Origin of the sequence: Paenibacillus sp. FSL H3-0329, assembly GCF_037963285.1 — a bacterium.
GTDB classification, from domain to species: Bacteria; Bacillota; Bacilli; order Paenibacillales; family Paenibacillaceae; genus Paenibacillus_AQ; species Paenibacillus_AQ odorifer.
In genome coordinates, this window is the sequence record NZ_CP150150.1 from 2,864,227 (window position 1) to 2,878,274 (window position 14,048).

11 protein-coding genes are annotated in these 14,048 nt (G+C 43.5%); 10 read left to right on the forward strand and 1 reads right to left on the reverse strand.

Features of this window, described 5'->3' with window-relative positions; genetic code table 11:
• Nucleotides 1-102 precede the first annotated feature (102 nt).
• The 9 genes from NSQ66_RS12440 (at nt 103) to NSQ66_RS12480 (ending at nt 10,842) form a co-directional block, all read left to right on the forward strand.
• Nucleotides 103-1,869 carry a sensor histidine kinase gene (locus tag NSQ66_RS12440; protein WP_038574396.1) on the forward strand — a complete coding sequence of 589 codons (1,767 nt, stop codon included), beginning with the start codon at nt 103-105 and terminating at the stop codon, nt 1,867-1,869.
• Complete coding sequence (locus NSQ66_RS12445) at nt 1,862-3,430, forward strand: response regulator (protein ID WP_076141506.1); 1,569 nt, start codon at nt 1,862-1,864, stop codon at nt 3,428-3,430. The genes NSQ66_RS12440 and NSQ66_RS12445 overlap by 8 nt, the downstream gene beginning before the upstream one ends.
• Nucleotides 3,431-3,551: 121 nt before the next feature.
• Entirely contained in the window at nt 3,552-4,889 is a 1,338-nt protein-coding gene (locus NSQ66_RS12450; protein ID WP_036686225.1) for an extracellular solute-binding protein, read from the forward strand.
• A gap of 143 nt (nt 4,890-5,032) precedes the next feature.
• Nucleotides 5,033-5,953, forward strand: coding sequence for a sugar ABC transporter permease (locus NSQ66_RS12455; protein WP_076105030.1), 921 nt, complete (start codon nt 5,033-5,035; stop codon nt 5,951-5,953).
• 3 nt (nt 5,954-5,956) lie between these two features.
• Nucleotides 5,957-6,796, forward strand: a complete 840-nt coding sequence (locus tag NSQ66_RS12460) for a carbohydrate ABC transporter permease (protein WP_038570347.1) — start codon at nt 5,957-5,959, stop codon at nt 6,794-6,796.
• Nucleotides 6,797-6,853: 57 nt separating this feature from the next.
• Nucleotides 6,854-7,966: a rhamnogalacturonan acetylesterase gene (locus NSQ66_RS12465; protein WP_038570350.1), complete on the forward strand. Its 1,113-nt coding sequence runs from the start codon at nt 6,854-6,856 to the stop codon at nt 7,964-7,966.
• Nucleotides 7,967-8,078: 112 nt separating this feature from the next.
• Nucleotides 8,079-8,870, forward strand: a complete 792-nt coding sequence (locus NSQ66_RS12470; protein WP_036686230.1) for an SDR family NAD(P)-dependent oxidoreductase — start codon at nt 8,079-8,081, stop codon at nt 8,868-8,870.
• 181 nt (nt 8,871-9,051) lie between these two features.
• Nucleotides 9,052-9,768, forward strand: coding sequence for an MgtC/SapB family protein (locus NSQ66_RS12475; RefSeq protein ID WP_036686231.1), 717 nt, complete (start codon nt 9,052-9,054; stop codon nt 9,766-9,768).
• Nucleotides 9,769-9,852: 84 nt separating this feature from the next.
• Complete coding sequence (locus tag NSQ66_RS12480; RefSeq protein ID WP_076141505.1) at nt 9,853-10,842, forward strand: aldose 1-epimerase; 990 nt, start codon at nt 9,853-9,855, stop codon at nt 10,840-10,842.
• A gap of 80 nt (nt 10,843-10,922) precedes the next feature.
• Here the strand turns inward: NSQ66_RS12480 and thrS are convergent, their stop codons facing one another.
• On the reverse strand, nt 10,923-12,836 hold the full coding sequence (thrS, locus tag NSQ66_RS12485) for a threonine--tRNA ligase (RefSeq protein WP_076141504.1): 1,914 nt from the start codon (nt 12,834-12,836) through the stop codon (nt 10,923-10,925).
• A 472-nt stretch (nt 12,837-13,308) separates the two neighbouring features.
• Between thrS and NSQ66_RS12490 the strand changes: the two genes are divergently transcribed.
• On the forward strand, nt 13,309-13,977 hold the full coding sequence (locus tag NSQ66_RS12490; RefSeq protein ID WP_036686237.1) for a TraX family protein: 669 nt from the start codon (nt 13,309-13,311) through the stop codon (nt 13,975-13,977).
• Nucleotides 13,978-14,048 lie beyond the last annotated feature (71 nt).

A 14,048-nucleotide genomic window follows, 5' to 3' on the forward strand; every position in this document is an offset into this window, starting at 1 on the left:
TTTCAGTTCACGTAAATTTACCCAAATGGAACATTATGGTTTATAATGGAATTATAGTGATAATAAATGAAAATTATCATATTTAGGGAGCGGAGAAAACAGATGATTTGGAAAAATGTTAGCGCTTACAGAAGTTCGGGCATTTTCAACAAAATGATACTGATTATTTCCTTTTTGCTTCTACTTTCCTTTTTATTCTCGTTGACCGTTTTGCAATATGTGTATCGTATCTATGACAAGCAAATTTATGAAAAGGCCTCTGAGGTATTGGGGATGTCCTCCATTAGCATCGAGAATGCCCTAAGAGAATTGGATCAGCTTTCTTTTACAGTGGTGTCTGATGAGCAAATCCAAGAATGCCTGCGCCAATTGCAGAATGATCCACAGCCTTATGAAAGACAAGTTCTACATAACAAGATCATAAACAGGCTGGTTGCTTTTGCAGGGGCAGAGAAATACGTTTATTCCATGATGCTAATGGATACGAGTGGCGGAGTAATGACTGCGGGCAATCGTGAAGGGGTATCACAGGATCTGCAGGATCAGTTAAAGCCGTTAGCTGCGGAAGCTAGCGGGAGTATAGTGTGGTATCCGCAAGGAAACAGAAATTCACTTTTGGCGGTTCGGCAGATTAAATCTTATACAGGGTCAACGTTTACGCTGGATGATCTGGGAACACTCGTGATCCGTATTCGGATCGATCTAATCATTGCGGATAGTACGAGCGATACCGACCAATTAATAGCTGTTGATGCCACGACGGGACAGGCGATCTATCCTGAAGCACCGATTCTTTTGCCAGAAGAGCTTAAAGAAGAGACAGAACGTCCGGAGCTATATCGCACGGCCAAATATCAAGAAGGTACTTATTTTATAACCAAGACGAAATCATCTTATATAGATTGGATCTACATCAATGCAACTCCATTTAATGAGATGTTCAAACATATTACTTTTGTCAAAAAACTGGTTGTCATCATATTCGCACTAATCTTATTAATTGGTCTCCTTTTAGGCTACAGGCTTGCTCGTAGTATTGTACGTCCGATCTCTAAGCTGACCAAAAAAATGAAGCAAATCGAGAAGGGCGATCTGGACAATCTGGAGGAACAGTCATTAGGTGTGGTTTCACAGACTGCGCAGGACGAGGTTAGTCAGCTAAACCGGACTTTTAAAATGATGATCCGCAGGATCAGAGAGCTTATTGATGAGAACTATGCGAAGCAGCTGATTATTAGAGAGACCGAGCTGAAAGCATTACAGGCACAGATTAATCCGCATTTTTTGTACAATACACTGGAATCGATCAATTGGTTAGCCAAAATGAACAAACAAGCCAAAATCTCAGAAATGGTAGAAGCGCTCGGTTACTTGTTCCGCAGCTCTATTGGTCTCAAGGATCCGCTAATTACACTTGAAAAAGAGATCACTATCGTGCGAAATTATGTCATTATCCAGAAAACACGGTTTGATGAGAGGCTTGATTTCCGGATGGATGTACCTGAAAATCTGCATGATGCATTAATTCCGAAGCTGACCTTGCAGCCTTTAATCGAAAATGCTATTCGCTATGCGCTAGAGCCTAATATTGAGCCGTGCACCATTTCTATAACAGTTAGTGAAGAAGATCAGGGCCTCGATATCAAAGTCAGTGATAATGGACCGGGGATGAGCGCTGAATTTATCAAAGATTTACAGATGGGGAGAGTTAAGACACGTGGAGAAGGCATCGGCTTAGCTAACATCGCGGAGCGTATTCAAATCGTCTTCGGCCCTGAATGGGGCACAGTCATAGAAAGTGAGCCGGGTCAAGGAACAACTATACATGTGCGTATACCTTACTTAAAAGGAGTGCTAGAGAATGTATAAACTGCTGCTGGTGGATGATGAACGCTTGATTCTGGAAGGGATATCGCAGGTTGTGGACTGGGGAAGAGCGGGAACAGAGCTTGTAGGCACGGCGCGGAACGGGATTGAAGCTTTGGTGAAAATTGAGGAGCTTAACCCTGAAATTGTGATCACGGATATTTCTATGCCTGGTCTAGATGGCCTGGGACTGGTGCAAAAATGCAGTGAACGATTTCCAGAAGTGAAATTCGTTATGCTGACTGGTTATAAGGATTTTGATTATGCTTGTATTGCTATGCAGAACGGGGTCAAACATTATCTTTTAAAGCCGTGCAATGAGAATCAGATCCATGAAGCACTGATTGAGCTGGTAGCGGAACTCGATGAGCAAAAGAGCAGAGGCGAATTCGTAAATCGTATGAAACAACGTCTTCAGAAGGTATTGCCCCATGTGAAAGAACAATTTTTGAAGGAATGGATCTCTAATAAAACTTATGGAAGTCAGGATCTAGAGTATTATCAGGAACTATTCGGCATTGAACTTAATGACAAAACGGTGCGCTTGCTCCTGTTCCGACTAGAAGGTTCTTACGAATATGAGCAACTGTTCGCTCTGCAAAATATTGCCCAGGACGTACTTCAGGAAACACTCCTGAGTGCGACGATAGGCGGTCATTTATTAATTTTACTAGAAGACGAAGGAAATACGGTGCAGAATAGCCCCCTGCTTAAACGTATCGCTGAAGTAAGAGAGGTATTCTGCAAGTTTTATAAAATGGATGTGACAATCGCGATTAGTGATGCTGACCTTATGATTCATTCCCGGAGATTGTATCGTCAGACCTTGCAGTGCCTGAACCATCGTTTTTATTTGGAGGCGGGCGGTTTGATTACCGGGAGTGATATCCCAAGTGATGAGCTAAGTGGAAGAAATGATATCGAGCTAGATGAAGAGCATATTTGTCTACTTATAAAAGCAGGCGATCAAAATACGGTTGAGCTGGAATTGGAACGATTATTCAACTTGCTCGCAGATGAGCGGTTAGATATTAACGTGACGCGTTCTTATGTTTTACAGTTATATTCCGCTATGATTCGTTTAGCAGTCCCTGATGAAAGAAATAGCTTCACATCGGGCTTGGCGGAGCTTGCCGAAATTAGAACCTTGGGAGGTTTAAAAGCATACGTCAAAGAGGCAGCGGTTCGCTTAACAGCGATGTATGACCGACATTTTAGTTCCCGGCAATCACTTATTGTAGACAAAATGTTCAAAATTATCGCAGAGGATTACAAGAATGCAGAGCTGTCGCTTAGCTCGGTCGCTGCTGAAATGTTATATATGAATCCCGACTATCTCGGCAAAATATTCAAAAAAATTACCGGGGAGAAATTCTCGAATTATGTAACCAATTACCGGATTGCTAAAGCATCGGAGCATATTTTGAGAAGTGGGGATGTGAGAGTATTTGAGCTGGCTGAAATGTTCGGCTTCGGTGGAAATGCACAATATTTCAGTCAGGTTTTTAAAAAAGTAACCGGCCAGACCCCTACAGATTTCATGAAACCCCCTCAAGCGAACTGATTATTGAACAAACAAGACGGTTTTTTGTATTCAATAATCACGGAATATTTGAGAAAATTTAACCAATGAAAGCGCTACCTAAAGGGATCAGAGCCTTTACACTATCATAGGAAAAGGGGACATGAAATTGAAAAAGAGATTCGCTTTACTAGCCGTACCATTATTGCTGTCGTCGATGTTAGCTGGTTGCGGTGGAGGTAACAACAATAACAATGCTGCCGCTACGGATTCCGCTACAAATACTCCTTCGGAAACGAAACCTGCGGCTACGACCTCAGCAGAACCAGTAACCTTGCGAATCGCATGGTGGGGTGGAGATACAAGACATTCTTATACACAACAAGTTATCGATATGTATGAAGCCAAATACCCGAATGTAACCATTGAGCCTGAATATGCATCCTTTGATGATTACTGGAAAAAGCTTGCTCCGCAAGCCGCTGCAAATAGGCTTCCTGATATCGTTCAAATGGATATTTCTTATATCAATCAATATGGATCTAACGGACAGCTCGAAGACTTGAAACCTTATTTGAACTCTCAGATTCAAGTCGGCGATGTGAATGAGAACGTGCTGAGTACTGGAGTGATCGGTGAGAAGCAATACGGAATTCCGTTAGGGGTTAACGTACTTGGTTTTCAATATGATCCAGAATTGCTGAAAAAGGCAGGTGTTGATTCTATCCCAGAGAATTGGACTTGGGATCAATACAAGGAAATCGCCGCAAAAGCTAAGTCGGCTGGACTGTATATGGACGGTTCCATGGCAGCAGACGTGTTCTTCAACTATTATCTGCGTACAAAAGGGCTGGCACTCTATAACAATGATGGTTCCGCACTTGGCTATGAGGACGATGCGTTGTTCACTGACTTTTTCGGAATGTTGTCTGGTTTGATTAAAGATGGAGCGGTCCCATCACAAGACAAACTGAGCCAAAATAAAGGGGTTATTGAAGAGTCGGATATTGTTAAAGGGACAGGTATCGGTGTATGGCAATGGTCGAACCAATACGTTGCTTTGCAAATCGCTGTAAATCGTCCTATGGAGCTGGCACAAATGCCTGGTCCAGATATGGATAAAGGGCTTTACATGCAGCCAAGTATGTACTGGTCAATTACTTCTAACTCTAAAGTGAAGGAAGAAGCAGCGAAGTTCGTTGATTTCTGGATTAATGATGTGGAAGCTAACAACCTGATCAAAGGCGAACGCGGAGTACCGATTTCAAGCAAAATCAAAGAATCTGTAGCTACACAATTAACTGATTCCGGTAAGCAAGTATTTAAGTTTGTTGCTGACATGGAGCCTACTACTTCACCTATGAGTCCACCGGTAGGATCACCAGAGGTTGTAGCCCTGCTTACAGACCTTGCTGAACAAATGAACTTCGGAAAAATCGATCCAGCAGCAGCAGCAGCACAGTTCCGAAAAGAAGCGAACTCTATTCTCTCCAGCCGTTAATCGTAGGGTAACAGATAACTATACTGCGTCTCACATGGGAAACGGCGTGCCATTTCGCTAGGCGGCATCCCGTTTCCCATATTATTCACATAAAAAGGAGTTGGAGACCCTTGGCATTAACGAATCCCCTACCTTCGAATCCATTGGCTGTTAAGAAAAAGAACCTCACCGGCCGGCGGTTACGAAGCAACCTTACAGGATATGCCTTCATCAGTCCGTTCGTCATTGGCTTCCTTTGCTTCACACTGATCCCGATGATCATTTCGCTGTATCTTTCTTTTACCAAATACAATTTATTCGCTCCACCTAAGTGGATTGGATTTGATAATTACATCAAAATGTTCTCAAATGACCCGAAATATTTGCATTCACTAAAGGTTACGCTGCTTTACGTATTTATCGGTGTGCCTTTACGTCTAACCTTCGCATTATTTGTGGCCATGATTCTAAATACGAAATCACGTATGGTAGGAGCCTATCGGACAACTTATTATTTACCTTCTATTATAGGGGGTAGTGTGGCGGTCTCCATCATGTGGCGTAATATTTTTAGTGATACTGGAATTATTAACGGCATGCTTGGCTTTTTCGGAATTGGACCGGTAAGTTGGTTTGGCAATCCGAACGCTGCGCTTATCATGTTGATAACTCTATCTGTGTGGCAGTTTGGCTCATCCATGTTGATCTTTCTGGCAGGTCTCAAAAATATTCCTGGTGAAATGTATGAGGCAGCTAGTGTGGATGGAGCCGGATTCTTCAGAAAGTTCTTCAAGATTACTATGCCACTCTTAAGTTCAGTGATTCTGTTTAATCTAGTTATGCAGACGATCAGCGCATTTATGACCTTTGTTCCAGCTTATATTATCTCTAAAGGTGAAGGCGGACCTATGGACGGCACTATGTTGTATTCTCTCTATTTATTCCGTCAGGCTTTTATGTTTAATAATATGGGTTATGCTTCGGCTATGGCTTGGGTGATGTTGTTGCTTGTCGGCATCATGACCGGAATCTTGTTCAAGACATCCAAATCGTGGGTCTTCTACGAGTCGGAAGGAGGAAAATAATCCATGGCGAAAATTAAACTGAAATGGCCGCTTTATCACATCCTTATAGGTGGCCTCGCTATCGTTATGCTGTATCCGATTCTGTGGATGATCATGAGTTCTTTTAAAGAGAGCCGGCTTGTGTTTGTTACAGCGCAGCACCTTATACCTGATCCATGGGAATGGGGGAACTATGCTAAAGGCTGGGAAGGTATTGCAGGTTACTCCTTTGGTGTCTTCATCAAGAACTCTTTCGTAATTGTCATTGTCGCAACACTGGGCGCAGTCATTTCATCTTCACTGGTTGCCTTTGGTTTTGCCCGCAATAAATTTGTAGGCCATGGCTTATGGTTCGGAATCATGATGATGACCCTGATGCTTCCTTCCGATGTGGTGCTCGTCCCTCAATACATTATCTATGCCAAATTGGAATGGCTCGACAGTATCAAACCGATCGTTGTTCCACAGTTCTTCGGTGTCCCGTTTTTCATTTTCCTAATGCTGCAGTTTATTCGGACCATTCCTGTTGAACTTGATGAAGCGGCTACCATCGATGGTTGTGGGAAATTTGGACTTTATTTCAGAATTATACTTCCGCTTATCCGTCCTTCTATGGCTACTGCGGCAATCTTTTCCTTCTATTGGCGTTGGGAAGACTTGCTTGGACCGGTATTGTACTTGAACTCACCTTCTAAATATACAGTTTCGATGGGGCTGAAAATGTTCCTGGACAGTGAGTCCGTATCCAACTGGGGTCCAATGTTCGCCATGTCTGTTCTAAGTTTGGCACCAGTCATGATTATCTTCTTTATCTTCCAAAAGCAGATTGTAGAAGGAATCAGCACCAGTGGTTTGAAAGGTTGATTTCAGCAAATGAATATAAATGTTTTGAATCTCTAATTAAGAAAGGTGCGGCTGAATTTGGATAGCTATCGTTTTGATTTTGGGATTAAGGAAGCTGAGCCTGGCTACACCAAAATTCGGCCGGACACATCTTATTCTAAGGAAATAGGGTATGGTTTCACTTCTGATTCCACCGTCTTTGGTCGTTTCAGAGGGGGAACAGATATACTGCGAAGTGATTGCTGCATCCCACAGAAAGCAGTTTTTCTTCTGGATCTCCCGAATGGGATCTACCGTGTTACGCTGCTGTTGGGTGATGCTCTGGCAGAGACCAGCACATTTATCAAAGCTGGAGAAGGCAAGTTCGTATTGGACACTCTAAATGTGCCTGCGGGCCAATATTTACGCGAATCCTTTGCAATTAGAATTAAGGATGGGCAGCTAAAGCTATCGTTCTCGGGTGCGGCACCGCGTATTAACGCCTTGGACATTCAGATGGACAATGAAGCGCTAGTCTTGTTTCTGGCGGGAGATTCCACGGTGACCGATCAAGGGGAAGAAGGTTATCCCTATGCGGGGTGGGGTCAACTGCTGCCACGCTGCTTCAAAGCGGGAATAGTTGTTGATAACCGAGCACTTTCTGGACGCAGTTCCAAGAGTTTTATTGAGGAAGGGCATTTGGAGGGCATTGCCGCAGATATCAGACCCAGAGATTATCTGTTCATCCAGTTTGGACATAATGATTCCAAAACTGATGATTTAAGACATACCGAGCCCTTTACTACATATAAGGAACATTTGCTCCGGTTGATTACAGTCGCCCGAGAAGCGGGGGCCTATCCGGTTCTTGTGAGCTCTGTACATCGGCGAAGATTTGATAGTGAAGAAGCAATTGTAGACACGCATGGAGATTATTTAATCGCCATACGGGAACTCGCAGATACCGAGCAGGTTTCACTGATTGATTTAGCCGAGAAGAGCCGCAAGCTCTTTGAAGCTTATGGCTCAGAGGGCTCAAAAGATTTATTCATGTGGAGCTATCCAGGAGAATTTATTGCGCATCCAGGTGGCGTGCAGGATAATACACATTTTCAGATTTTAGGGGCTCGTCTTCTAGCTGAACTTATAGTGGAAGGGATCCGGGAAGCCGGATTAAACGATCTCATCATTCATCTTCGTCAGGGAGAATAATAATCCTAAAGGAAAAGTAAATATCTGTCGGTTCAACTTCTGTATGCAAGGTTAAGGTTAAGGAAAGAACTTAACTGGAAGACTTGCATGATAAGAAGGAGGATATCACGATATGGCAGATAAAAAGCTTGTAGGTAAGGTTGCAGTTGTAACCGGAGGCGGCTCAGGAATTGGCCGGGCAACCGTGCTTGAGTTCGCACGTAACGGAGCCAAAGTTGTATTATTGGACAGAACTGTGGAGAACGCTGAAAAGGTTAGACAGCAAGTGGAGAAAGAGGGCGGAGAAGCCCTAGTTATCGAATGTGATGTTGCTGAACCACCACAAGTGGAAGCGGCGATAAACAAGGCGGCCGCGAAATGGGGTCGTCTTGATGTTGTTTTTGCCAACGCAGGGATTAATGGGGCGATGACGCCTATTGAAACGATGGATATTGAATCTTGGGATCAGACCATTCATATTAACCTGCGTGGAACCTTCGCGACTGTAAAATATGCGATACCGCATCTAAAAGAAAGCGGAGGCAGCATCCTGATCAACAGCTCCATTAACGGAAATCGTGTGTTTTCCAATGTTGGTTTTTCTGCTTACAGCACGACTAAGGCAGGACAGGTTGCTTTTATGAAAATGGCGGCACTGGAACTGGCTCAATTTCAAATCCGCGTAAATGCGATCTGTCCTGGGGCTATAAAGACCAATATAGATGACAACACTTTTCCATCAGAGGATCTGAAAGAAGTGAAAATCCCAGTAGAATTTCCTGAGGGAGATCAACCGCTGGAAGAAGGTCCGGGGCGACCTGATCAAGTAGCGAAGCTGGCTCTGTTTCTGGCGTCGGAAGATTCAGATCATATTACGGGGACGGAAATTTATTGTGACGGTGCAGAGTCGCTTCTGCATGGTTAATTTTCCAACATAATCTTGACCTCTCATAACGGATTCCATCCTCGTCGCTATGCCGGACCACACGGGTCGAAAGAGCATAAGCGCTGAGGATGGTTATACCGTTTTTTGTTGTAAAATAAAGCTAATCATTATCTCCAATTTCCGTTATAATGGAGTATCTCTGGAGAAAGGAGATTGCGATATGGATTTTCAATTGGAATCATTAATGAAGTTACTAGTGGCCATGCTGTTCGGGCTGTTCATCGGGATTGACCGACAGATCAAGCAGAAACCGCTGGGGATACGGACCAGTATGGTCATAAGCATTGCGAGCTGTCTTGTCACAGTGGTGTCTATCCATGCCTTTGATAAGTTCGCAGGGCCAGAGCATCCAAACATGGACCCAATGCGGCTTGCGGCTCAGATTGTCAGCGGGATTGGTTTTTTGGGTGCGGGTGTTATTCTGCGTAGAGGCGGAGATGCCATTTCGGGCCTTACTTCGGCAGCACTCATCTGGACAGCTTCTGGAATTGGTATAGCTGTGGGTGCGGGATTCTATATTGAAGCAGCATATGCGGTTATTCTGCTGATGTTTGCTGTGAATTTAGTTCCTCATTTAATCCGCTCGCTAGGACCAGAAGTACTGAATAAACATGAAGTTTCAGTGAGGATCATTATGGAAGCTAATTTCGTGCTTACAGAAGTGATCCAAAAAATCGAGCGGCCTCAGGTCAGCTCGCAGCGTAGTACTAGAGGTCCATCCCGAGCGATTCGAAGAATGAAAATTAAAGATTTGGAAGATGGCAGACAAATGATCGATATGGTGATCTCAGCCCCGGATCGAGATTACGCAACAGAAATTTATTACGATGTGAAGAAAATTGAACATGTAATGAGCGTAGAAGTGGAGCAATTGTAAAAAGAGCATGTCACCTCATGACTAGATGTGGTAATCTATCAAGTGGAGACAATTATCAGACACTGGAAGGGAGAACAATATATTATGTCAATCACAGCGTATGAAGGACAATATGAAGGAGAAGCAGCTATCTGGTTGAAAGCCGGTCGTTATGAGGCAGCTATTCTGCCAGGCATTGGCGGCAACCTGATCTGTTTCCGTGATACCGAAAACGGATATCGCTTCCTGCATGAGCCTGGAGCTGAAGAAATGGAAGCCTTCAAGGCAAGTCCGGGGATTCACGGAATTCCTGTATTATTTCCTCCAAATCGTTATGAGGATGGTAAATTTCCATGGAATGGTCAAACTTATCAATTCCCCGTAAATGAAGTTGCAACGGGCAACCATTTACACGGATTTTTACATACTGCAGCTTGGGAAGTCGAAGAATTTGGCAGCGGTAAGACTGAAAGCTTCGTAACCGTATTCATCAAGGTGGATGAGAATCATCCTTCTTATCAATATTTTCCACATAAGTATACGATCAAATTGCGTTACACCCTCGGCGAAGGAGGATTATCTCAACAGGTGCTGGTACACAATGATGGAGATGACGTGATGCCTTGCTTGCTGGCATTCCACACTGCCATTAACGCACCATTCGCACCAGGAAGCTCGGCACAAGATTACCGCGTAAAAGCTACTATTGGTGAGCGCTGGGAGCTTAACGACCGCATGCTGCCAACAGGCAAATTCCAGGCGTTGGAGCCAGGAGAAGTTCAGCTTCGTGAAGAAGGTGTGAATCCATATTTTGCATCGATGGACAATCACTACACGGCTGTACCTCAGAACGGACGCAACCGGATGGAGCTTACCGATAGCAAAGCTGGAGTAACCTTGGTGTACGATGTAGGGACTTCGTACAAACAATGGATGATCTGGAATAACGGTGCTACAGAACAGTTCTTCTGCCCTGAGCCACAAATTAACTTGGTGAATGCGCCAATGGTAGACCTTCCTGCTGATGATATCGGCTTGTTCAGCCTGAAACCAGGCGAATATTGGGAAGAAAGCAGCCGCCTGTACGTAAAATAGAGTTCATGTGAATATGAATAGGTTATAAAGAAGGGGCTGTCTCAAACGTAGTTTTTCTACGATTAGACAGCCCCTTAAATTTATCTCTTACTAATAATCTCTTCATTAATCTGTTTAATGATGTCTTGGATACTCTTCGAACCAAGATCACCTTCACCACGTTTTCTTACAGAGACAGTGTCGGAATTTTTTTCGTTCTCCCCCAGTACGAGCATGTAAGGTGCTTTTTCAAGCTGAGCTTCACGAATTTTGTAGCCTAACTTCTCATTTCGAATATCTACTTCGACACGAATGCCAGCCTTCTCCATTTGATGCTTCACTTGCAGTGCATAGTCAACATAGTTCTCAGAGACTGGCAATAACTTCGCATGAACAGGTGCGAGCCACAGTGGGAAAGCTCCAGCGAAATGCTCAGTAATAATCCCCATAAAACGATCGATCGATCCATACACAGCGCGATGGATTACGACCGGGCGATGTTTAAGATTATCTTCCCCGATGTAAGTAAGATCGAATTTCTCTGGCATTTGCCAATCTAGTTGGATTGTTCCACATTGCCAGCTTCGTTTTAGCGCATCTAAGATATGGAAATCAATCTTAGGTCCATAGAACGCGCCATCCCCTTCATTCACTCGATATTCGATCCCGAGATTGTCTAATACATTTTGTAAAGATTGTTCAGCCTGATCCCATAATTCTTCAGATCCCATATAATCTGCCGGCCGAGTAGATAATTCAATCTTATACTCAAAGCCGAACACTTGATAAATATGGTCAATCAGTGAGATTACCCGTCTTATTTCATCCTCGATTTGCTCTGGCAAAACGAAGAGGTGAGCATCATCCTGGCAGAAAGTGCGGACTCTCATCATCCCGTTAAGTGCTCCAGAATATTCATGGCGATGCACTTGACCGAATTCCGAGATACGGATAGGCAGTTCCCGGTAGGAATGCAGATTGTTTTTGAAAATTAGCATATGCCCAGGGCAGTTCATCGGCTTAAGGGCAAATTTTGTTTCATCTACATTTGTGAAATACATATTGTCCTTGTAGTGATCCCAGTGCCCCGACTGCTCCCAAAGCCGATTGTTCATCATCAGCGGTGTACGAACTTCATCGTAATCTCTCTGTCTTTGTAATTCCCGGGCAAAGTTCTCAAGCTCTGTACGGATTGTCATTCCCTTGGGAAGATAGAAGGGCATGCCTGGCGCTTCTTCAGAGAACATGAACAACTCAAGTTCTTTGCCGAGCTTACGGTGGTCACGTTTTTTAGCTTCTTCAAGAAACAGTAAATGTTCCTCTAACTGCGCTTTTTTAGGAAAGGCAGTTCCATAAATACGTTGCAGCATTTTGTTATTGGAATCTCCACGCCAGTAGGCACCCGCTACATTCAACAGCTTAAAGGCTTTGACCAAGCCAGTTGAGGGAAGATGTGGCCCACGGCAAAGATCGGAGAATTCACCTTGATCATAAATAGTTAATACTGTGTCTGCCGGCAGATCATGAATAAGCTCCAGCTTTAAAGGCTCATTCAACTCTTCAAAAAGTTTAATGGCCTCTGCGCGGCTCACCACACGGCGGACAATCTGGTGATTCTCTTGGATGATTTTCGCCATTTCTTGTTCGATTGCAGCAAGATCATCAGTGGATAGAGGTTTCTCAATATCAATGTCATAATAGAAGCCGTCTTCGATAACAGGACCTATGCCTAGCTGGACAGCTTTATCTCCATATATACGTTTTATGGCCTGCGCCATGATATGTGCAGTACTGTGTCTATAAACCTCAAGACCGTCTTTGCTATCCAACGTAACAATATCGAGCCGGCAATCATGTTCGATCGCTTGGTTTAGATCAACAGATTTTCCATCAATTTTTCCAGCTACAGCATTTTTTTTCAGACTGGTACTTATGGCACCTGCTGCTTCTTTAATCGTTGTTCCTTGCAGTACCTCTCTAAATGTTCCATCTTGCAGTGTTACCTTGATCTTCATGATTTTAGCCTCCGTTTCTCAAATATTGTTAGTTGTGAACGCAAAAAAACGCATCTCTCCCAGAAAGGGACGAGTGCGTTCAGCTCGTGGTTCCACCCTAATTCGACCTGTCACATGGACAGGACCTCATTGGTATCCGATATCGGGGATAAATCGGTGCCGCATACTACCGAAAAACAAAGTTCTACGGATTCAGCGTCACGGCTACAAAGGGGTAACTTCACAACCGGTAACTGGAGAAGCTTGCAGCCTGGACTTCTCTCTCTGGACAGTTCGTGTAGGAAATCATGTCTTTGATCATTGCCATATTCTGTTGCTAGTTAATATTACTCAATAGTATTCGATAAAGTCAAGGGGGGAGGTGCACAGAAAGCGGATGATCGTTTCTCCGCGTTCTTCATTTGCTTATTGGTAAAGGAAATGAGGAAGGGCTTGGCGAATTTATATTTCAACATGCTTAAGGAGGATTGTAATGCAGATTATTGCCATGCTGACGATGCTAATCGACCATATTGGCTATATCTTTTTCCCGGAGAATCTTGCTTGGAGATATGTAGGGAGAATAGCTTTTCCGATTTATTGTTATGGGCTTGTGCAGGGACATATTCATACTTCATCCAGACCTAAATATTTATTACGGTTGCTCTTGATAGCGATTATTGCTCAGATTCCCTATAATTTAGCGCTAAATTCTGGTGGCTGGAACGTGGTGTTTACGTTATTGCTGTCGGCAATCGTACTGGTTATTTTGGACAAACTGCCTTCACTATGGCTAGGTATACCTGTGGTAATTGCTGCTATAGTGTTAATGGATTATTACCCTATAGATTATAACGCGTACGGTTTGCTCTTAGTATTGATTTTTCGTTATACGAAATCGTACTGGCTTGTTGGAGCCCATTTGGCACTGAATCTATTCTATATGTTTTATAATTATTGGGTTGTACAGATGCTAAGTATTTTACCTACCTTGCTGATTGCTTTTACGCCTTTGATTTGGAATCGCTTGGAGCGGCATCGGGTTCCGCGCTGGGTGTGGTGGTCATTTTATCCTGCACATTTACTGATGTTGGCAATAGTTAAGGCTGTAATTTACAAGGAATGGGCTCAGATCGAATGGCGAAGTTTGTTGAATATTTAAACATTTTACAATAAAAGGAACTTTGATTTACAAAACTTACCTTAGCTGAGATAATGGATTGATTTCACAAA

Excerpts from the sequence above, each read along its gene's own strand:
- NSQ66_RS12475 (WP_036686231.1), top strand. The coding sequence starts at position 9,052 with ATGGATTTTCAATTGGAATCATTAATGAAGTTACTAGTGGCCATGCTG.
- NSQ66_RS12480 (WP_076141505.1), top strand. The coding sequence starts at position 9,853 with ATGTCAATCACAGCGTATGAAGGACAATATGAAGGAGAAGCAGCTATC.
- NSQ66_RS12490 (WP_036686237.1), top strand. The coding sequence starts at position 13,309 with ATGCAGATTATTGCCATGCTGACGATGCTAATCGACCATATTGGCTAT.
- NSQ66_RS12470 (WP_036686230.1), top strand. The coding sequence starts at position 8,079 with ATGGCAGATAAAAAGCTTGTAGGTAAGGTTGCAGTTGTAACCGGAGGC.
- thrS (WP_076141504.1), bottom strand. The coding sequence starts at position 12,836 with ATGAAGATCAAGGTAACACTGCAAGATGGAACATTTAGAGAGGTACTG.
- NSQ66_RS12440 (WP_038574396.1), top strand. The coding sequence starts at position 103 with ATGATTTGGAAAAATGTTAGCGCTTACAGAAGTTCGGGCATTTTCAAC.
- NSQ66_RS12460 (WP_038570347.1), top strand. The coding sequence starts at position 5,957 with ATGGCGAAAATTAAACTGAAATGGCCGCTTTATCACATCCTTATAGGT.
- NSQ66_RS12445 (WP_076141506.1), top strand. The coding sequence starts at position 1,862 with ATGTATAAACTGCTGCTGGTGGATGATGAACGCTTGATTCTGGAAGGG.
- NSQ66_RS12450 (WP_036686225.1), top strand. The coding sequence starts at position 3,552 with ATGAAATTGAAAAAGAGATTCGCTTTACTAGCCGTACCATTATTGCTG.